Source organism: Haliea sp. (assembly GCF_040222615.1).
Classification (GTDB): domain Bacteria; phylum Pseudomonadota; class Gammaproteobacteria; order Pseudomonadales; family Halieaceae; genus Haliea.
Genome location: NZ_JAVKCQ010000125.1, coordinates 1 through 19173, shown reverse-complemented (window position 1 = coordinate 19173; position 19173 = coordinate 1). Strand labels below are relative to the sequence as shown.

17 protein-coding genes are annotated in these 19173 nt (G+C 64.1%); 11 read left to right on the top strand and 6 right to left on the bottom strand.

What is annotated here, in order from left to right; genetic code table 11:
- Positions 1–12 precede the first annotated feature (12 nt).
- Together sufB and RJQ10_RS10245 are read right to left on the bottom strand one after the other, a co-directional pair.
- On the bottom strand, positions 13–1452 hold the full coding sequence (sufB, locus tag RJQ10_RS10250) for a Fe-S cluster assembly protein SufB (RefSeq protein ID WP_350146240.1): 1440 nt from the start codon (positions 1450–1452) through the stop codon (positions 13–15).
- Between the two features lie 154 nt (positions 1453–1606).
- Complete coding sequence (locus RJQ10_RS10245; RefSeq protein ID WP_350146238.1) at positions 1607–3007, bottom strand: tetratricopeptide repeat-containing sulfotransferase family protein; 1401 nt, start codon at positions 3005–3007, stop codon at positions 1607–1609.
- Positions 3008–3205: 198 nt separating this feature from the next.
- Between RJQ10_RS10245 and RJQ10_RS10240 the strand changes: the two genes are divergently transcribed.
- Together RJQ10_RS10240 and RJQ10_RS10235 are read left to right on the top strand one after the other, a co-directional pair.
- Positions 3206–3589 (top strand): hypothetical protein, encoded by a 384-nt coding sequence (locus RJQ10_RS10240; RefSeq protein ID WP_350146236.1) that lies wholly within the window; start codon positions 3206–3208, stop codon positions 3587–3589.
- A 22-nt stretch (positions 3590–3611) separates the two neighbouring features.
- A complete protein-coding gene (locus tag RJQ10_RS10235) occupies positions 3612–4808 on the top strand; it encodes a magnesium transporter (protein ID WP_350146234.1) in 1197 nt (398 codons plus the stop codon).
- Between the two features lie 26 nt (positions 4809–4834).
- Here the strand turns inward: RJQ10_RS10235 and RJQ10_RS10230 are convergent, their stop codons facing one another.
- Together RJQ10_RS10230 and msrB are read right to left on the bottom strand one after the other, a co-directional pair.
- Entirely contained in the window at positions 4835–5275 is a 441-nt protein-coding gene (locus RJQ10_RS10230) for an acyl-CoA thioesterase (protein WP_350146231.1), read from the bottom strand.
- Positions 5276–5373: 98 nt separating this feature from the next.
- Positions 5374–5838: a peptide-methionine (R)-S-oxide reductase MsrB gene (gene msrB / locus RJQ10_RS10225; RefSeq protein WP_350146230.1), complete on the bottom strand. Its 465-nt coding sequence runs from the start codon at positions 5836–5838 to the stop codon at positions 5374–5376.
- 208 nt (positions 5839–6046) lie between these two features.
- Here msrB and RJQ10_RS10220 point away from each other — a divergent pair, with 208 nt between their 5' ends.
- From RJQ10_RS10220 to RJQ10_RS10195, 6 genes are all read left to right on the top strand, one after another.
- Entirely contained in the window at positions 6047–6700 is a 654-nt protein-coding gene (locus RJQ10_RS10220; RefSeq protein WP_350146228.1) for a putative ATP-dependent zinc protease, read from the top strand.
- A 5-nt stretch (positions 6701–6705) separates the two neighbouring features.
- Positions 6706–8229, top strand: coding sequence for an inactive transglutaminase family protein (locus RJQ10_RS10215; protein WP_350146226.1), 1524 nt, complete (start codon positions 6706–6708; stop codon positions 8227–8229).
- Positions 8226–9224: an alpha-L-glutamate ligase-like protein gene (locus RJQ10_RS10210; protein WP_350146224.1), complete on the top strand. Its 999-nt coding sequence runs from the start codon at positions 8226–8228 to the stop codon at positions 9222–9224. Before RJQ10_RS10215 ends, RJQ10_RS10210 begins: the two co-directional genes overlap by 4 nt.
- A 123-nt stretch (positions 9225–9347) precedes the next feature.
- Positions 9348–10634, top strand: a complete 1287-nt coding sequence (locus RJQ10_RS10205; protein WP_350146222.1) for a DEAD/DEAH box helicase — start codon at positions 9348–9350, stop codon at positions 10632–10634.
- Between the two features lie 112 nt (positions 10635–10746).
- Positions 10747–12486: an alkaline phosphatase D family protein gene (locus RJQ10_RS10200; protein WP_350146220.1), complete on the top strand. Its 1740-nt coding sequence runs from the start codon at positions 10747–10749 to the stop codon at positions 12484–12486.
- A 113-nt stretch (positions 12487–12599) separates the two neighbouring features.
- A complete protein-coding gene (locus RJQ10_RS10195; protein WP_350146217.1) occupies positions 12600–14273 on the top strand; it encodes an AMP-binding protein in 1674 nt (557 codons plus the stop codon).
- 13 nt (positions 14274–14286) lie between these two features.
- Here the strand turns inward: RJQ10_RS10195 and RJQ10_RS10190 are convergent, their stop codons facing one another.
- Both RJQ10_RS10190 and folE read right to left on the bottom strand, forming a co-directional pair.
- Positions 14287–15606, bottom strand: a complete 1320-nt coding sequence (locus tag RJQ10_RS10190; protein ID WP_350146215.1) for an MFS transporter — start codon at positions 15604–15606, stop codon at positions 14287–14289.
- A gap of 146 nt (positions 15607–15752) precedes the next feature.
- On the bottom strand, positions 15753–16430 hold the full coding sequence (gene folE / locus RJQ10_RS10185) for a GTP cyclohydrolase I FolE (RefSeq protein WP_350146212.1): 678 nt from the start codon (positions 16428–16430) through the stop codon (positions 15753–15755).
- Positions 16431–16586: 156 nt separating this feature from the next.
- On the opposite strand from folE, the gene eda reads away from it, so the two are divergent.
- The 3 genes from eda to gap all read left to right on the top strand — a co-directional run.
- Positions 16587–17240, top strand: a complete 654-nt coding sequence (gene eda, locus RJQ10_RS10180; protein WP_350146210.1) for a bifunctional 4-hydroxy-2-oxoglutarate aldolase/2-dehydro-3-deoxy-phosphogluconate aldolase — start codon at positions 16587–16589, stop codon at positions 17238–17240.
- Between the two features lie 3 nt (positions 17241–17243).
- Entirely contained in the window at positions 17244–18269 is a 1026-nt protein-coding gene (locus RJQ10_RS10175) for a type I glyceraldehyde-3-phosphate dehydrogenase (protein WP_350146208.1), read from the top strand.
- The coding region (gene gap / locus RJQ10_RS10170; protein ID WP_350146206.1) for a type I glyceraldehyde-3-phosphate dehydrogenase at positions 18266–19173 on the top strand (908 nt) is incomplete at its 3' end. The genes RJQ10_RS10175 and gap, both read left to right, overlap by 4 nt.

The following is a 19173-nucleotide window of genomic DNA, read 5'->3' as shown; positions in this document are numbered from 1 at the left end:
GTTGTCAAATGTCTAGCCGACAGAACCTTCCAGGCTCACTTCCAGCAACTTGCCCGCTTCCATCGCAAATTCCATGGGCAGTTCGCGGAACACTTCCTTGCAGAAGCCGTTGACGATCATGGATACGGCTTTTTCTGCATCCAGGCCGCGCTGCTGGCACAGGTAAAGCTGGTCGTCGCTGACCTTGGAGGTCGTGGCTTCGTGCTCCACGACGGCGCTCGGGTTGCGGCTCTCGATGTAGGGGAAAGTGTGGGCGGCGCAGCGGTCGCCGATCAACAGCGAGTCGCACTGGGTGTAATTGCGGGCGCCCTCGGCGCGCGGGCTCATGCGCACCAGCCCGCGATAGGCATTGGAGCTGTTGCCGGCTGAGATGCCCTTGGAAATGATCGTGGAGCGGGTGTTTTTGCCCAGGTGAATCATCTTGGTGCCGGTATCGGCCTGCTGGGCGTTGTTGGTGAGGGCGACCGAGTAGAATTCGCCAACGCTGTTGTCGCCGCGCAGGATGCAGCTGGGGTATTTCCAGGTTATGGCCGAGCCGGTCTCCACCTGGGTCCAGGAAATCTTGGCGTTGCGGTGGGCGACGCCGCGCTTGGTGACGAAGTTGTAGATGCCGCCCTTGCCCTCGGCGTCGCCCGGATACCAGTTCTGGACCGTGGAGTACTTGATCTCGGCACCGTCCAGGGCGATCAGTTCCACCACCGCCGCATGCAGCTGGTTCTCGTCGCGCATCGGCGCGGTGCAGCCCTCGAGATAGCTGACGTGGCTGTCCTCGTCAGCGATGATCAGGGTGCGTTCGAACTGACCGGTCTTGGCTTCATTGATCCGGAAGTAGGTCGACAGCTCCATCGGGCAGCGCACTCCCTTGGGGATGTAGACGAAGGAGCCGTCGCTGTAGACCGCGCTGTTAAGGGCGGCATAGAAGTTGTCCTTGCGCGGGACCACGCTGCCCAGGTACTTCTTCACCAGCTCGGGGTAGTCTTTCACCGCCTCGGAGATGGAGCAGAAGATCACCCCGGCTTCCCACAGCTTTTCCCGGAAGGTGGTAGTGACCGAGACCGAATCGAAGACCGCGTCAACGGCGACCCCGGCCAGCGCCGCCTGCTCGTGCAGGGGTATGCCCAGCTTGTTGTAGGTCTCGATCAGCTGCGGATCGACCTCCTCCAGGCTCTTGGGGCGGTCCTTGAGGTTCTTCGGCGAGGAGAAGTAGGAAATCTCATTGAACTTTACCGGCGGGTACTGCACGTGGGCCCACTGCGGCTCTGCCATTTCCAGCCAGCTGCGGTAGGCTTCGAGGCGCCATTCCAGCAGCCACTCGGGCTCGTTCTTGCGTGCGGAGATGAACCGTACGGTATCCTCGTTCAGCCCCGGGGGAAGGGTGTCCGACTCGATGCTGGTGGAGAAGCCGGCCGCATATTCCTTGCGTATGGCGTGCTCAATCTGTTCCTGCGACATAGTCCTTGACCTGTTGGGGCGGGCATCGGGGCCCGGCGAAAGCCGGCGGGCATTTTCTCATGGAGAACCCGGCCTGTCTGTGCCGGCAGGCATTTTTGCTGCCGGAAAATACCCGACTATTTTAGTCGACTATAGCGGGCGGTGCAATGTCGTCTCAGGATCTGTGGTCCCGGGACCTGCCGGCGGCTGTGGCCCTGGTGCCGAGGCCCGGGCGCGCGGACTCGGCTGCATAGGCCCTGGCCAGGGGCTCAAGCTGGGTCTGGAAGCGCCCCGCGAAACCGACCAGGTCGGCGCTGATGGCTCCCACCGAGTCGATTGAGCGACTGGGAAACACACGCCAGGTGCTGTCTGTGGCGGGCACCCTTGCCGAACCGGTGGGCGGCAGGCCCAGGTTCGCGAACAGTGCTTGCTGGGTGCCGCGCGGGTCCCCGACCAGATCTTCATACGCCACTTCCAGCATGGGGTTGGGAAGGGCCTGGCGCCAGTGGCGAGTGAGCTTCTCGGCCAGCGCGATGGCGCGCCCCGCTGTTTCCAGCTGGTAGCTGTAGCGGTGGCCACTGCGAAAATTCTTGAAAAACAGGGCCAGGCCCAGGTCGAGCGGCTGGCGCCGGCAGAAGATGATCGGGACCTCGGGATGCAGCAGTGCCAGATAGCCCAGCCGGCTGAGGTTGGCCGGCGAGGTGTCGACAAGGTAACGGGTGCCAGCGGCCAGCGTCGGGCAGTATTGCGGCAGGGGCGAGACAGTCGTCTCTCGCAGCTTGGCGGCAACGGTTTCCAGTCCCGAGCGCTGGTCGAGGTCACCGACGAGCTTGCGTACCAGGGCAAGTTCGCCACCGGGGGTCACCAGCGGGTGCCCCGCCAGCAGGTTTTCGACCAGGCTTTTGCCCGAGCGCGGCAGCCCGGCGACGATGATGGCAGGGCACACCGGGAGTGCCGGCTCCAGGCGGGCATGCCGGCGGAAGAAACCGGCCGTCATGGCCGCGGCGGCCGCCGCAACCTGGTACTCGCGCTTGCCTCGCTCGATGCTCCTGGCGACGAGGGCGTTGGCCTGGGCGAAAAAGGCGAAACCGGCGCGGTCCAAGCCCGCGTCAACAAAGATCTGTCCCAGCAGGAACAGCGCCCGGGCTCGCGAGCTGCTGCTGCGTCGCTCGTTCAGGGCCATGGCCAGCAGTTCGGCGGCCTCGGCGCCGTCCGCCGGAATTTCCTGGAAGTTCAGCAGACCACGGTAGGCGTCAGTCAGCCCCGGGTCGCTGGCCAGCGCCCTGGAATAGCTGGCAACGGCCTCCTCACCGCGGCCCTGCCTGGTGTACACGTGCCCCAGCAGGACCAGCAGGCGGGCGTTGCCGGGGTTGCGTTCAAGGCCCCGCCGAAAGCTGGCGGCAGCGTCCTCCAGGCGCCCCAGCCCTTGCAGCGCCTGGCCTTTGAGACTCCACAGCTCGGCATCGCCGGGGATCCTTGCCAGCTGCAGTTCGCAGTCCCGCAGGGCGCACTCGAAGGCCTTGTTCTGCAGGTTGTCCCTGATCAGTTCGATCGCGGCGGTTTTGTTGCTGCGCATGCGGGCGGCCCCCTCCTGTGCCACCGGTGATGCGGCGGAAGCGCCGCGATCCTCACCGTTGATAGTTGCCCAGCCACGTCCGGCGGGTCAACGCTTTTCGACCCGGGGCCGGCGCGGCCTGTCAGGGGGTCTGGTCATGGGAGGTAGAGTGATGCACCATGGTCCGGACCTGGTCACTGAATAAAGGAACGTACAACAATGACTGTCGCGCTGCGTATTGCATCCGGGCTGCTGGGTTTGTTGCTGGGGCTCAGTTTCCTCAACTGGTTATTGACCCCCGCAAAGGCTGCGGCCATGCTGGGTATGCCGCTTCTGGAGGGCGTCGGGCGCAATAGCCAGGTCGGGGATTTTACCGCGTTCTTCTTCACGCTCACGGTCCTGATCGGCTTGGGCGTGTGGCGGAGGCAGCCGCAACCGCTGTTCTGCGCCTGCCTGCTGCTCGGCAGCGCGGCCCTGTTCCGGGTGCTCGCGGCACTGCTGCACGATGCTACCCTGGCGCCAGTCTCCGTCGCCGTGGAAGTTGTCGGCACGGCGGTTTTGCTGGCATACGCCTCGCGCCTGGGGCCGTCCCGTTCCGGTTAGCCAATTTTTCTGGAGAACGCCCATGACGTCAATTGAGACCCCGGCGCAGCTGGCCGAAAAGATCCGCGAGGCATCGACGGCGGATGCCGCGGAGATGCTCCAGGATATGTCGCCCGAACGACAGCAGCAGGTGCTGGCGGTACTGCCCGCTCACCAGGCCCTGGCGATTGCTTCTCACCTCGCGGGTCCCCCCGCCGCGGGCGGGGAGGGCGCGGTGGAGTTGGATGTCCTGGGAGAGATCGGCGGCGACAGCAATACCATCGAGGAATTGCTGTCACCCCCGTTCGGCGTACTGGGTCCGGATACCACCATCGCCGGCGCCCTGGATTACCTCGTTCACGCCCCTTCGGCCTCGGGAATCACCTATATTTATGTAACAGGGGTGGACGGCCGCCTGCAGGGTACGGTGGCGATGCGCGATTTGTTGCTCGGCCGCCCTGGCCAGCGCCTGGCGGAGATAATGACCCCGGAACCTTTTTCCTTCAGCCGCGATACCCTGCTGTCGGAGGCCATACAGCAGGCGCTGCGCCGGCGCCATCGCATCTATCCGGTAATCGATGGCGGCGGGCGGCTGGTCGGCCTGGTATTCGGCTGGCAGCTGTTCGAGCGCATGGCCTCGGAGCTCAGTGTGCAGACCGGCAGCATGGTCGGTCTGGATCGCGAGGAGCGAGTGGGCACCGGCATCTGGACCGCTTTTCGCATGCGCCACCCCTGGCTGCAGGTGAATCTGCTGACCGCCTTTGCGGCGGCGTTCGTGGTCGGCATGTTTGAAGACACCATCGCCCAGATTGTTGCGCTGGCGGTATTCCTGCCGGTGCTGGCGGGACAGAGCGGCAATACGGGCTGCCAGGCGTTGGCCATAACCCTGCGCGGGATGACCGTGGGCGAGCTTGCCGATGTCCCCCTGGGGCGCCTGCTGCGCAAGGAAATGGCGCTGGGCGCCATGAACGGGTTTTTGGTGGGCTGTGTCGCCGCGGCAGCGATGTGGGTCTATGCCAGCATGACCGGCGCAGGGGACCCCCTGATGCTGGGGCTGGTGATACTGGTGGCGATGGTTGGCGCCTGTGTGGGCAGCGGGATTTTCGGGGTCATGGTACCGATTACCCTGCGCCGGTTTGGCGCCGATCCCGCAATGGCCAGCAGCATATTTCTCACCACGTTTACCGATGTGCTGGGGATGGGCCTGATGCTGCTGCTGGCAACGTCGCTGTTGCTGTAGCTTGCCTGTCCCCCGGACGGGACCTGTCAGGAACCGGCCAGTGCCGGTTGGCGCGCCAGGATAGCCGCCCGGAATCCAGCGGGAATCGGAATCGGGCGGCGGCTCTCCTTGTCGGTGAATACCTGGGTGAGGCTGCCCCGCGCCAGAATCCTGTCGCCTTCCGCGGCATGCAGTTCAAAGGCGAGGTCTGCGCTGCTGCGCCCCAGGCGGCTGTAACCCAGGCGAACCTCCACAGTCTCGTAGGCCCGGCACTCCCCAAGGTAGTCACAGTTGATATTGACGGTGAAGATGAAGCAGGGCGCGGTCTGGGGGTTCATGGCGCCGAAACCCAGTTCCTCCATGTAGAAGCCCGCGACCTCATCCGCGTAAACCAGATAGTTGGCGAAATACAGATGCCCCTGCGCGTCAGTATCACTGAAGCGCACCAGGATGGTGTTGCGGTAGGGCAGGGCGGGAGCCACTTCCATCTACGGCTCCCCGGTGCGCGGGAGGGGTTGAGGATGCTCCGGCGGCATGGCGTCGATGGCGGGCACCGGGAACAGGGTAGCTGGGCGCGGGGTCCGCTTCATGGCTGTTGCATGCCGTCGGGATCATGCTTGCGCAGTGCCACGGCATTCATGCAGTAGCGCAAGCCGCCGGGAGGCGGTCCGTCGGGGAACACATGCCCGAGGTGGGCCCCGCAGGTATTGCAGGTGGTTTCGACGCGGCTGCGACCAAAGCTGTGGTCGTAGTGATAGGCGATTGCGTTCTCCTTCGCCGGCTGGGTAAAAGAGGGCCAGCCGGTGCCCGATTCGAACTTCTGGTCACCGTCAAAGAGCAGGGTGTCGCAGCAGACGCAGCTGTAGGCTCCCGGTTCAAACAGGGAGCACATTTCGTTGCTGAAAGCGCGTTCGGTGCCCGCCTTGCGGGTGACGTGGAATTGTTCCGGCGTCAGCAGCGCGGCCCATTCTTCGTCGCTGCGCTCCAGCGTACGGTCGGGTGCCGGGTTGCCCGCCTCGGCAAAGCGGCGCACATCGTTCCAAGTCAGCATTGCGTAGTCCTCCAGGGATAGGTGCCGGTCCATGCATCCTTCAGGCCCGCACAGTAGGGCCAGAAACGGCGAATATCAAGTCCGGCTCAGCTCGCTGCACCGGCCGCCGCCGTGGAGCTTTGGAGGGCAGGTGATTTTCCTGCTCCGGCTAACGTATACTCTGTACCATGTCGCCGGCAGGATGGTCGGTGCAGTGTCAGGGGAATGCATGTCATTGTTCAGCAGAATTGTAGTGCTTGTTGCCGTCGCAGTACTGGCGGGCTGTGAGACCCTGCCGGTCCCGGGGTCAGAGCAGGTGGTCTGCCCGGAGGTGGAAGTTCCGGAATGCCCCCAGTGGCAGATAGAGGAGCAACCCGAGCCGCGCGTGCTGGAAAAAATAGTATTGCGCCCGGCACCGCCACAGCGGCCGCCGCCACCGCCACCGCCCACCACCGCGGGGGAGCTTGATCTCCCGATCATCGGCGCCGTGGAATTTGTCACCATAGATCCTCCCGGTGTTCGCCTGGAAGCGGTTATCGATACCGCCGCAGAGGGCACCACGGTGGCCGCAAGGAACGTGCGCCTGCTGGAAAAGGACGGCAAGCGCCATGTGAGTTTTGTCCTGGTCGATCCGGTGAGTGGTGAGGAGCATGAGATTGAGGCCCAGGTGCGGCGACGCGTGTCAAACCAGCATGCGGATGGCAGTACAACCCGGAACTATGTGGTCCAGATGTGGCTGGTGCTGGGCGACAATCGCACGCGGGTTGAAGTCGGCCTCTCCGAGCGTACAGACATGCCCTATCCATTGGTGGTCGGGCGCAACCTGTTGACTGATGTCGCGATTGTCGATGTCAGCCGGCGTCACACCCTGGATAACCAGTAGCCCACATGATTGCATCCCGAGCCAAGGTCGGCATCGTCGCCGGCGCCATGATTCTCTTCGGCCTCGCACTGACCGCCTACAAGGTGGTGCGCCTGGATCTGCCGCTGTGGCCGGGTGAGTCGCGGGAAGTCTGGACCATTGAGACCAAGATCAGCTTCAAGCCCAGCGACGGACCGGTGGACGTGGAGCTCCGGTTGCCCCGTGGACTGGGCGGCTGGGTCACCCTGGAAGAGCACTTTGCCTCCTCCGGTTTTGGCTTCTCTGTGGTGGAGGAGCAGGGCGGCAAGGTGGCCCGCTGGTCACGGCAGTCCCTTGAACATCCCACTACACTGTACTATAAGCAGCAGGCGTACCGTGCCCGCCGCGACTCCCTGCCCGCGTTCCCGGTGAGCGAGGTTGAGGCGCCGCTGCTGGAGGCGGACCAGCAGGCCGCCATGGAGCGTCTGGTGGCGGACCTGCGCGACCGCTCCAGTGGTCCGGCAACCTTTGCCGCTCTCCTGGTGCAGGAGCTCGCTCGCGCCGAGCCCGGGCAGGACGCGGAATTCCTCCTCGGCACCTATCGCGATACCGCGCTGCGTGTAGTTCTCGACGTGCTGGCCTACGCCGGCATCCCCGCCCATTCCGTGCGCGGCATCCAGCTGCAGGACGGGCGCCGGCGCCAGACGCTGAGCGAGCTGCTGGAGATCCACGACGGCAGCGGTTGGCAGTTGCTCGATCCGGTCACGGGAGCCAGTGGACTACCGGACAATTTCTTCGTCTGGCACCGGGGTGACGGCGCCGCCCTGCGGGTGATGGGTGGTCGCGACTCGCGGCTGGAGTTCGCCCTGGTTCGCAACAGCCTCTCTGCCAAGACCGTGGTCAGCATGGAACAGCGCAGCGATGACTTCGCCCTCCTGGATTTTTCCATCTATGCCTTGCCGGTGGAGCAGCAGGGTATCTTCAAGGGTATCCTGCTGTTGCCGGTAGCGGCCTTTGTCGTGGTGGTAATGCGTATTCTGGTCGGGATCAAGACCTCCGGTACCTTCATGCCGATTCTGATCGCGCTGGCGTTTCTGCAGACCACCCTGCTGGTCGGTCTGGCGATATTCCTGACCCTGGTCAGCGTCGGTCTGTGGATCAGGTCCTGGCTGAGTCATCTCAACCTGCTGCTGGTGGCCCGGGTATCGGCCGTGGTGATCGTGGTGATCCTGCTGATGGCGGTGCTGGCCCTGATCAGCTACAAGCTTGGCCTGGACCAGGCCCTGACCGTGACGTTCTTCCCGACCATCATCCTGGCCTGGACGATCGAGCGCATGTCCATTCTCTGGGAAGAGGAGGGCGGGCGAGAAGTGATGGTGCAGGGCGGCGGCAGCCTGCTGGTCGCGGTTATGGCCTACCTGATCATGTCGGTAGGGGTGGTCGAGCACCTTACCTTCAACTTCCCGGAACTGCTGGTCAGCCTGCTTGGCGTCATTCTGCTGATCGGCAAGTACACCGGGTACCGACTGTCGGAGCTGTATCGCTTCCGCGACATGGCCAATATGAAATGATCAGGCTGGTCGCTCCCTCCACCCTTCGCCGGCTGGGCATCCTCGGGATGAACAGCCGCAATATCGCCTATATCGGTGCCAACAATCCGCGCCGCAACTACCAGTTGGTGGACAACAAGCTGCTCACCAAGAAGGCGGCACTGGAGCGTGGCATCGTCGTCCCCGAACTGTATGGCGTGATCGACTACCAGTTCCAGATCGATCATATGCTGGAACAGTTGCAGGGCCGTGACGCCTTTGTCATCAAGCCGGTGCAGGGCAGTGGTGGCAAGGGTATTCTGGTTATCGTCTCCCGCGACGGAGACCATTTCGTCAAGTCCAGTGGCGGTGTTATCGACTACCGCGATTTGCGCCGGCACACCTCGAACATTCTAGCCGGTCTCCACAGCCTCGGCGGTCGCAACGACTTCGCCATGATCGAGGCACTGATTGATTTCAACCCGGCCCTCGCTGAGTACAGCTACGAGGGCGTACCGGATATCCGGGTGATCGTGTTCCGCGGCGTACCGGTCATGGCGATGATGCGCTGCGCCACCCACGCGTCGGACGGCAAAGCCAATCTGCACCAGGGCGCGGTCGGGGTGGGCATCGATATTGGCAACGGCCACAGTATCGCAGCGGTGCAGCACGGCAGCCTGGTTACTCATCACCCGGATACTGGCGCCTGTTTCAAATCCCTGCGCCTGCCTGACTGGGAGGCGATTCTCGATCTGGCCGCCAGCTGCGCGGAGATGACCGGGCTGGGTTATCTGGGCGCGGATATCGTGCTGGACCGGCAGCGGGGCCCGATGCTGCTGGAGCTGAACGCGCGTCCCGGACTGGCAATCCAGGTGGCGAACCAGGAGGGCCTGATTCACCGGCTGAAGGTGGCAGAGGAGATTGCCAATACCGCGCCCGATCACAATGCGCGTATCCGTATTGCCAGGGAGCGCTTTCACCGTCCGCAACCGGTCTTCCCCGAGGCCGGGTCGGCCCCCGCATCCGGGGCGGCCTGACCCCGGCTTGCATTCAGCTCAAATTAGCGTAGGATGTGCGGCACGCACCCGCTGACGGTGCCGTTCCTCGTCAGCATCACCCCTCCGAATTACCTTGTTTATTTTCCCCAGAGATTGCTGACTATGACTTTTGACTCCCTCGGGCTGTCCACCAGCCTGCTGCGCGCTATTGCCGATCAGGGCTATACAAGCCCTTCGCCGATCCAGGCCAAAGCCATTCCCTTGATCCTTGCAGGCAAGGATGTGATGGCTGCCGCCCAGACCGGCACCGGCAAAACCGCTGCATTTACCCTGCCGTTGTTGCAGCGCCTGACCGGCGGCAACCCGGTCAAGGCCAATCGCTGCCGCGCCCTGGTGCTGACGCCAACCCGTGAGCTGGCCGCCCAGGTACAGGAAAGCGTGCGCGACTACGGCAAGTACGACGGTTTCCGCTCTGCTGTTGTGTTCGGTGGGGTCAAGATCAACCCCCAGATTGCGCTGCTCAAGCGCGGCGTCGACGTGCTGGTGGCGACCCCCGGTCGCCTGCTGGACCTGCACGGCCAGGGTTTTGTCGACTTCAGCGACCTTGAGGTGCTGGTGTTCGATGAAGCCGACCGCATGCTGGACATGGGGTTCATCCACGACATCAAACGCATCGTCAAGCTGCTGCCGGTGAAGCGCCAGACCCTGATGTTCTCGGCAACCTTTTCCGCAGAAATCACCCAGCTTGCCCAGGGCTATATGCAGAGCCCGGTAAAGGTGGAGGTCGCTCCCCCCAACGCGACCGCGGACATGGTGACCCAGTGGGTCTATCCGGTGGACAAGAAACGCAAGCCGGAGTTGCTCAGCCATCTGGTGCAAAGCAATGCCTGGCACCAGGTGCTGGTGTTCACCCGTACCAAGCACGGTGCCAACAAACTGAGCCAGCAGCTGGAGAAGGACGGCATCCGCGCCGTGGCAATCCACGGCAACAAGAGCCAGAACGCGCGCACCAAGGCTCTTGGCGATTTCAAGCAGGGCAGGGTGCAGGCGCTGGTCGCCACCGATATTGCGGCTCGCGGGCTCGACATCGAGCAACTGCCGCAGGTGGTCAACTTCGACCTGCCGAATATTGCCGAGGACTATGTGCACCGCATCGGTCGCACAGGCAGGGCCGGCGCCTCCGGCCATGCCTACTCGCTGGTGAGTGCGGATGAAGCGGACTTCCTGGCCGGGATCGAGAAACTGATTCGCAAGACTCTGCCGCGGGAAGAGATCGAAGGTTTCGAGCCGGAGCACGCGGTTCCCCAGGGCCGCCCGGGCGCGTCTGGCCGGCCCCAGAGCCCGGCGCGGCGCGCCGGCCCTTCCGCAGCCGACGCCGCCCGGCGTGGTCAGCCCCGGCGTCGTCGCCGCGGCGGCGGCGCGGGGAACGGCAACCGCCCGGCGCGCTGAGAAACCGCTCCTCCGGTTCAACTGAAGCGGTAGCGGCTGCGCTTGCGCCGGTAACCGGTTCCTGTAATGCTGCTCTGGTACTCGGCCCTGCCGGCCCGACTGGAGCATAATAATGAGCGACAAGCCTGATTTTCGCCGCCGCAGCCTGGTAAAGGGTGTCGCGGCGGCCTCTCTCCTGCCCTTGCTGGGCGGTAATCTGATCGGTTGTACCGATGGTCGCGACCGGCAACCGCCGGGCGAGCCCCAACCGGCAGGCGTTGCCGCCACCTTCAATCACGGGGTCGCCTCCGGCGACCCGCTGACCGACCGGGTGATACTCTGGACCCGCGTGACGCCCGACGAGCCCGGCTTTGTCGAAGTGGAATGGGAAGTCGCCGCTGACGAGGGCTTCAGCGATATCGTGGCCAGTGGCTCAGGCATCACCGATGAGGCCGTGGATTTTACGGTGAAGGTCGATGTCGCCGGGCTCGATACCGGCACCTCCTACTTCTACCGGTTTCGGGTGCGCGATCGTGAGTCCCCCGTCGCCCGCACTCGCACCGCACCCTCCGGGGCAACCGCCTCCGCCGTGTTTGCCGTGGTGTCCTGTGCCAACTACCCCGCCGGCTATTTCAATGTCTATCAGGAAGTGGCGCAGCAGCCGGTGGATGCCGTGCTGCATCTGGGGGACTATATTTACGAGTATGCGCCCGGCGGCTATGCCAGTGCCAACGCCGAAGCCCTCGGGCGGGTTGTCGAACCACCGCGGGAAATTATTACGCTAGCCGATTATCGCACCCGTTACGCCCAGTACCGGAGCGACCCTGACCTGCAGGCTGCACACGCGGCGCACCCGTTTATCGTGGTCTGGGACGATCACGAAATTGCCAATGATAGCTGGCGCGAGGGTGCGGAGAATCACGATCCGGAAAGCGAAGGTGAATTTTCGGAGCGGAGGGCCGCTGCCATCCAGGCCTGGTACGAATGGCTGCCGGTGCGACCGCCGGCCAGTGCCGCCGAGATCATCTACCGGCGGCTGCCCTACGGTGACCTGCTCGACCTGATCATGCTGGATACCCGGCATGTGGGTCGCGACCAGCAGTTTGTCTACCCGGATTTTGCCACCGGCGGCATGATCGATGTCGACGCCACCCGCGCGGCCATTGGCGACAGCAATCGCACCCTGCTGGGAGCCGAGCAGCTGGCCTGGCTGGAACAGCAGTTGACCGGTTCGACCGCACGCTGGCAGGTTCTGGGACAGCAGGTGTTGATGGGACGCTACGCACTGCCGTCACCGATCCTGGAGGCATTGGAGCCCAGTATTGCGGACGGTGATCCCCTGCAGGGCGGTACCGCGGCGGTGCTTGCCGCAGTCGCTGCCAGGAACAAGGCGCCCCAGGACCGCACGGCGGATGAGCAGGCTCTGCTGGATTCCGCGATTCCCTATAACCTTGATGCCTGGGATGGCTATGACTTCGAGCGCAACCGGGTGCTGGATTTTGCCGACCAGCTCGGCAGTCGCCTGGTAGTCCTTGCGGGAGACACGCACAATGCCTGGGCCTCGCAGCTGCGCAGCAGCGGCGGCAACCCGGTTGGCGTGGAGTTTGCCGCCCCCAGCGTGTCTTCACCCGGTCTGGAAGAGGTGCTGGGCGCCGATGCCGCGGCCCTGTTTGCGCCGCTCATGTCGATACTGGTGGATGACCTGGTGTACGCCAATTTCCTGGACCGCGGCTATCTCACCGTCGCCTTCGCGGATGACGCGGTCACCGCAGAGTGGCGCTATGTGTCGACAATCGACAGTGCCGACTACACGGAAAACAACGCGGCGTTCCAGCGCCGGGTGGTACAGCGAGCGGATCTCCTGCTGTCCTGACTGGTCCGCCCGGCCCCGGGCCGCGTTTAAAGGGGGTACTTGTTTCCGGGTGAGCGCCAGCGGAGCCCGCTCGGACGCGCCGATTCCAGTCCACAATAAGAGAGGACATACACATGAAGTTTGCTACCTTGCCTGCCTATCTTGAGCACTGGGCCGGACAGTGTCCGGACAAGGTCTGGCTCAAAGACCTGTTGCCCGAGGGATCCCGCGATGTCACCTGGCGCGAGGCCGCCGCCACCGTTAACGCGATGGCGGCGATGCTGGAGCACAGCTTCGGGCACGGGGAGCGGATGGCGCTGCTGTCCCGCAATTGTGCCCACTGGTTCCTGGCCGACCTCGCCATCATCAGGTCGGGGAATATCACGGTCAGCATGTTTACCACGCTGCCTGAGTCCACCGCACAATACATCCTCGATTTCACTGAAGCCCGGGTACTGATTGTGGGCGAGACCAGCAACTGGGAGGCCGTGCGCCGGGTGCTGCCGGAAGGCATTACGCTGATCACCCTGCCCGGCGTCGAGCTGGAGGAGCCTCACCTGCGGTGGGAGACCCTGCTGGCGGAGTGGCAGGGCAAGGCGCCCGGCTACGAGTGCCAGCCCGACGATGTGATGTCGCTGGTGTTTACCTCGGGAACCACCGGGCTGCCCAAGGGCGTCATCCAGACCCACGCCAGCAACCTGATCCCGATCAACCGCTTCCGCGGTACCTTTGGTATCCGCGATGACGCGCGCTACTTTTCCTATTTGCCGCTGTCACACATCGCCGAGCGCCAGATCGTGGAGTTCTCATCCCTGATCTGCTGCGGTGAGGTGAGCTTCAACCAGGGCCTGGAAACGCTCGCGGCCGACCTGCAGCGTACACGGCCACATATGTTTTTCGGTCCGCCGCGGGTGTGGGAGCAGCTCAGGCAGGCGGTGACGGCCAGGATCGGTGGCCAGGAGGCGCTGGACGCTGCCCTGGAGCAGAATCCACAAGCGGTTGGAGCGATGATTCTGGAAAACCTCGGCCTGGACCAGGTCGAATATTGCCTGGTTGCAGCCGCGCCGACGCCTCCCGCCCTGATTCACTGGTGGGACCGCCTCGGCCTGAGCCTGATGGAAGGCTTCGGCCAGACCGAGGCCATGGGCGTGATCGTCAGCGGGCACGACAGCCGGCGAGTAGGTTCTATCGGCAAGCCGATTGGCGAGGTGGAATACCGGATTTCCGATGAGGGGGAACTGCTGGTGCGGGCCGAGGGCTGTACCCCGGGCTATTACAGGGAGCCGGACAAGACCGCAGAACTGATTCGCGACGGCTGGCTGCACACCGGCGACAAGGCGCGGGTTGACGAGGACGGGTTCATTTACCTGACCGGCCGGGTCAAGGACTACTTCAAGACTATCCAGGGCAAGTTCGTTGCGCCGCCGCCGATCGAGAGCGATTTCGCGCGCAATCCCCACACCGAACAGCACTGCCTGCTGGGGCGCGGTTACTCCAAGACGGTGATGGTCGCGGTGCTCAACGAGGCGGCCCGGGAACGCGCCGAGGCCTCGCGGGAACACGCCCGGCAGGAAATCGCCGAAGCGATTCAGCAGGCGGTGGAGAGCATCAACGACGCGCTGGAGAAGCACGCCCGCATCGGCGCGGTGATCCTGGCCAGCGAAGAGTGGACCATCGACAACGAGGTTCTCACGCCGACCCTGAAAATCCGCCGGGACAAGGTTGAAGCGCGTTATGGCGAGCTGGCCGAAGCGCTGGCGCGACAGTCCGCCGAGGAGAAGGCGCTGCTGCTGCACTGGGCGGACTGACGCCGCGGTCAGGTCATTGCTGTAAAGGGCGAGGCGGGGCGGGCTCACCGGGGTCAGGGTGACACTCGTCCACGCCCACCGAGTCTGCGGGTTGCAGGTCTCCCACCGCGTCCCCCGGGCCCCTTGGATCGAGGCTGAAACCGGTCGGCGCGGCCTCCGGTGCCGCTGCTGAGAACGGCACGTGGTCTTCCGCGGCGACAATCTGGTCCTTGTCCCGGGTTTGCACCAACAGGTAAATGGAAAAGAGCGAACTCAGGGCGGCAAAGGACCAGAACAGGGCGGTGGCGTCGAACTGGCTCATGAGCTGGCCAAGCAGTATCGGTGCGCTGGCCGCTCCCAGGGCGTTGAGCAGCAGCACCGAGGTTCCGATTTCCACGAACTCTTCGGCCGAGGAGTTGTCCGCGGCGGTGGCCAGCGATATCGCGTACAGGGGCATGGTCGCTGCGCCGAACAGGAACACCGCGAGGAGGTGGAGACTGTGGGTGACGGTGAGTGCAACTGCGGCGGAAGTCAGAACCGCAGCGACACTCAGGAACACCATCACATAGCGCCGGTCGACGCGGTCGGAGAGCCAGCCGATCGGGTACTGGAACAGGGCGCCGCCGGCGATTCCCGCGGTGATGAACCAGGTCACGTCGGCCATGCTGCTGCCGTAGCGGCGGGCAAACACGGCTCCCAACGCCCAGAAACTGCCTACCACCAGGCCCGACAGCAGGGTGCCCGCGAAGGCTGCCCGGGAGCGGCGATACAGCAGGTTGAAGCGTATCCGCGTTGACTCAATCGGCGCCGGAGCGAGGCGGCTGGTCAGGCCTACCGGGACAATGGCCAGGGCCATGAAGACCGCGGCCAGGATGAACGGGGTGGAACTGTCCGCCGGGCCGACATTGATCAACACCTGGCCCAGCGCCATCGAGGCGAGAATGATGAAGGTGTAGATGGCCAGCACCTGGCCGCGGGACTCTGAGCTGGTCTGGTCATTCAGCCAGCTCTCGATAACGGTATACAGGCCGCAGATGACAGCCCCGGTAAGGAAACGCAGAACGAGCCACGGCAGCCAGCCGTCCAGCATTTCCAGGCTGAGGATGGCACTGATCATCATGGCCGCCAGCACCGCAAAACTGCGGATGTGGCCGACCTTGGCGATGATGCGGGGGATCAGCAGACAGCCGGCCACGAAGCCGAGGAAGTAGGCGGAGGCGCTGACCCCAATGAGAAAATCCGACAAGCCGTTGCTGGTGGCCCGCAGGGGCAGCAGGGTGAGCTGCATGCCCTGTCCCACCAGCAGGAGAGAGGTGGAAATCAGCAGCGAGGTCAGGGTGATCAGCGTTCTCATGCAATGACCGAAGGTTGGGCGCGCGCAGCGGCGAGTCGTGGGTTAGCCCGGAAGGGTACACGTTTTGGCGGGCGCGACAAACCGCAAATACTGTAAAAAAAAGCCCGGCAATGCCGGGCTAAAGAAGCCGAGTTCCCAGGGGGGGGTTAGTTAAGGAACTCGGCTCGGGTGCTCGGATCGGTCTTGAATGCGCCACCCAGCGAGGTGGTGCGGGTGCGGGAGTTGCTGTCCATGACTCCGCGGGACTTCACGCAGTAGTGAACCGCGTCGATGGTGACTGCGACGTCCTCGGTGTCGAGCAATGTCTGCAGGGCGACCAGGATCTGCTGCGTCAGGCGCTCCTGTACCTGGGGCCGCTGGGCAAAGAAGCGGACAATGCGGTTGATCTTGGACAATCCGATGACTTTGTCCCGCGGGATGTAGGCTACGCGGGCCCTGCCGTCGATCGTGACAAAGTGGTGTTCGCAGGTACTGACGACATCGATGTCATCAACCTGTACCATCTCTTCCACCTGCATCTTGTTCGCGATCACCGAAATTTTCGGGAATTGGCTATAATCGAGCCCCGAGAAGATTTCGTCGACATACATTTTGGCGATGCGCTGCGGGGTCTCGCAGAGGCTGTCGTCGTTCAGGTCCAGGCCGAGGGCGCGGGTAATGTCGGTAAACGACTGTGCGATGCGGCGGAATTTCTCGTCGCGCGAGAGACCGTTGTGGATCATTGGTGTCTCCAGCCCGCGCTCCACCAGGGCCTTGCGCACAAGCGCAGCCTCGGGGGAAACGTTGGTGGGGAAAGTGATTTTATCAGCCAGGGCAGCTTCCATGTTGGATCTCCAGTGCGTTTGGGATAGTTACGGCCCGTGTGCGGTGACGGATTCACCTGCCGCGTCACAGGCGGGCAACTTGTCCGACTATTTCTGGACAGGACATGGACAGGCTGCCAGCTGTGGCGAAGCCGGTCATTGCGGGGGAAATTCCTGATGTTGCGTCAGTGCTTGCAGGAGAGCCGGGTCCTGCCCGTGATTACGCCGGGGGAGGTCGCCGCCACCGTGCAGCTGTGCCGGGTCCTGGCTGCAGCGGGCATGAAAGCCGTAGAGCTGACCCTCCGTTCGCCGTCCGCACTGGAGGTCATGCGCGCCGTTGCGGCGGAGGTGCCGGAACTGCGGGTGGCTGCGGGCACTGTACTGACCCCGGCCCAGCTGGATCAGGTACAGGCCGCGGGAGCCCTGTTCGCAGTGAGCCCCGGCGCTACCGCGGCCCTCTACCGGGCCGCTCACAGCGCTGCCATGCCGCTGCTGCCGGGCGTGGCCACGGCGTCGGAGGTCATGGCGGGGCTGGACCAGGGCCTGGATTGCTTCAAGCTGTTCCCCGCCTCTGTGCTGGGTGGCAGGGAGCTGCTGGGGGCGCTGGCGGGCCCGTTTCCCCAGGCGAGCTTTTGCCCCACCGGCGGCCTCGGCGCCGGAAATTTTCGCGCTTTCCTGGCGCTGTCGAATGTGATCTGCTGTGGCGGGTCGTGGATGGTGCCAGCTGACCTGGTCGGCGCGGGCGATTGGGACACCATAACTGAACTGGCGGCGGACGCGATGCGACCCGCGCCGTCGCCCGGGCGCGGCGACACTGAATCAAGGAGCTGAACGATGGCATTGCAACAACCCTTGCGGGTAGGGATCATGGGCTTCGGCCAGATCGGACGGCAGCTCTACGAGCTGGCGTCCCGCAGCGACGATATCGAGGTCGTGGCGATTGCCGACATCGGCCAGCCCGATATCCTGCACTATTTGCTGTGTTCTGAAGTCAGAGAGCCGGAACGGCACAGACTGGATGGCAACTTCCTGGTCAACCCCCGGTTCCGCGCGCGGTTGATGCGCACCGATACCCCGGCCGAAATGCCCTGGGACATCTTCGCGGTGGATATTGTCATCGACGCCACCGGCAAGTTCCGCCAGCGGCAGTTCATGGAGGAGCACCTTGCCAACGGCGCCCCGAGGGTACTGCTGCGCACGCTGCCGGCGGATCATATCGACCGGATTATCATGCCGGGAATCAACGGTCAGGCCGCCCAGCGCGATGATCGCATGGTCTCCGCGGGGTCCGCCACGACCACGGCCCTGTGCCTGCTCCTGCATGCCCTGTCCCGTGATTTCGAGATCGAGTGTGGCAGCATGACGACCATCCACTCCTATACCTCCGACCAGGTGCTGCAGGATTACGCGGGCAGCGATTTCCGCCGCAGCCGCTCCGCTGCCGAAAATATCATCCCCAACAGTCACGAGGCCGCGGACTGGCTCGGCCATGTGCTCCCGGCCTTTGCCGGCAAGATCATTACCGCCGCGCTCAATGTGCCTATCCACGAGGGCTGCCTGCTGGACGTCAACCTTGTATTGGCGGACAGCGCGGTCACCGCCGGGGATATCAACGAGGCCATGCGCCGGCATGCGCCGTCCTACCCGGGTATTGTTGCGGTGGTTGAGGACCCGATTGTCTCCTCGGATGTCATTGGCAACCCCCATTCACTGCTGTTCGACTGCAAGGGCACCATCAAGGCGGGCGCACATACCGTCAAGGCACTGGGCTGGTATGAGACTCTGGGGCACGCCGGCCGCCTGCTCGACGTGGCCCGCATCTATGGCGCTCTTGATCGGCAAGGGGAGGTTGCACAATGAGAATTGCGATCAACGGCTTTGGCCGCATCGGCCGCTCGGTGTTCCGGATTCTGGAGGAAACCCCCGGAATCGACGTGGTGGTCATCAATGACCTCTTCGACTTCGAGGCGCTGCGCTACCTGCTCAATTACGACACCGTGATGGGGCCTTTCGGCAAGGCACTGGCGCTGGAAGGGGACGAGTTCGTGACCCCGAAGGGGCGCTGCAAGCTGATCAGTGAGCGCGACCCCTCTGCGCTGCCCTGGTCGGAGATGGAAATTGACGTCGTGGTCGAGGCTACCGGCGCATTTCGCAAACGGGCCCAGCTGGAGCAGCATCTCCAGGCCGGGGCCAAGCGGGTGGTCCTCACGGTGCCCGCCGCCGACAGCATCGACTACACCATCGTACTCGGCGTCAACGATGCGGGTTTGCAGCCGGACCACAGGATCATTTCCAACGCCAGCTGCACCACCAACTGCCTGGCGCCCATGGCCAGCGTGCTGGACAGGGCCTTTGGCATAGAGGAGGGCGTCATCAATACCGTGCACGCCTATACCAATGACCAGCGCCTGGCCGATGTGCCGCACTCGGACTGGCGCCGCAGCCGCGCGGCGGCGGAAAACACCATTCCGACCTCCACCGGCGCCGCCAAGGCGGTGGGCGAGGTGCTGCCGCAACTGAAGGGACGGCTGCACGGCATTGCGTCGCGGGTGCCGGTTCCCGACGGCTCGGTGGTGGACCTGTTCGTGAAGCTGGCGCGGCCGGTGACGGTGGCGGCAGTGCATGAGGCGGTGCGGGACGCAGCGGCGTCGCCGCAGCTGCGGGGGATCCTGGAATACTGTGACCGGCCCCTGGTCTCCACCGACATCATTGGCAACTCCCATTCGTCCATTTATGACGCCGGTTTCTCCGCGGTCGTCAACGA

Excerpts from the sequence above, each read along its gene's own strand:
- sufB (WP_350146240.1), bottom strand. The coding sequence starts at position 1,452 with ATGTCGCAGGAACAGATTGAGCACGCCATACGCAAGGAATATGCGGCC.
- RJQ10_RS10245 (WP_350146238.1), bottom strand. The coding sequence starts at position 3,007 with ATGCGCAGCAACAAAACCGCCGCGATCGAACTGATCAGGGACAACCTG.
- RJQ10_RS10240 (WP_350146236.1), top strand. The coding sequence starts at position 3,206 with ATGACTGTCGCGCTGCGTATTGCATCCGGGCTGCTGGGTTTGTTGCTG.
- RJQ10_RS10235 (WP_350146234.1), top strand. The coding sequence starts at position 3,612 with ATGACGTCAATTGAGACCCCGGCGCAGCTGGCCGAAAAGATCCGCGAG.
- RJQ10_RS10230 (WP_350146231.1), bottom strand. The coding sequence starts at position 5,275 with ATGGAAGTGGCTCCCGCCCTGCCCTACCGCAACACCATCCTGGTGCGC.
- msrB (WP_350146230.1), bottom strand. The coding sequence starts at position 5,838 with ATGCTGACTTGGAACGATGTGCGCCGCTTTGCCGAGGCGGGCAACCCG.
- RJQ10_RS10220 (WP_350146228.1), top strand. The coding sequence starts at position 6,047 with ATGTCATTGTTCAGCAGAATTGTAGTGCTTGTTGCCGTCGCAGTACTG.
- RJQ10_RS10215 (WP_350146226.1), top strand. The coding sequence starts at position 6,706 with ATGATTGCATCCCGAGCCAAGGTCGGCATCGTCGCCGGCGCCATGATT.
- RJQ10_RS10210 (WP_350146224.1), top strand. The coding sequence starts at position 8,226 with ATGATCAGGCTGGTCGCTCCCTCCACCCTTCGCCGGCTGGGCATCCTC.
- RJQ10_RS10205 (WP_350146222.1), top strand. The coding sequence starts at position 9,348 with ATGACTTTTGACTCCCTCGGGCTGTCCACCAGCCTGCTGCGCGCTATT.
- RJQ10_RS10200 (WP_350146220.1), top strand. The coding sequence starts at position 10,747 with ATGAGCGACAAGCCTGATTTTCGCCGCCGCAGCCTGGTAAAGGGTGTC.
- RJQ10_RS10195 (WP_350146217.1), top strand. The coding sequence starts at position 12,600 with ATGAAGTTTGCTACCTTGCCTGCCTATCTTGAGCACTGGGCCGGACAG.
- RJQ10_RS10190 (WP_350146215.1), bottom strand. The coding sequence starts at position 15,606 with ATGAGAACGCTGATCACCCTGACCTCGCTGCTGATTTCCACCTCTCTC.
- folE (WP_350146212.1), bottom strand. The coding sequence starts at position 16,430 with ATGGAAGCTGCCCTGGCTGATAAAATCACTTTCCCCACCAACGTTTCC.
- eda (WP_350146210.1), top strand. The coding sequence starts at position 16,587 with ATGTTGCGTCAGTGCTTGCAGGAGAGCCGGGTCCTGCCCGTGATTACG.
- RJQ10_RS10175 (WP_350146208.1), top strand. The coding sequence starts at position 17,244 with ATGGCATTGCAACAACCCTTGCGGGTAGGGATCATGGGCTTCGGCCAG.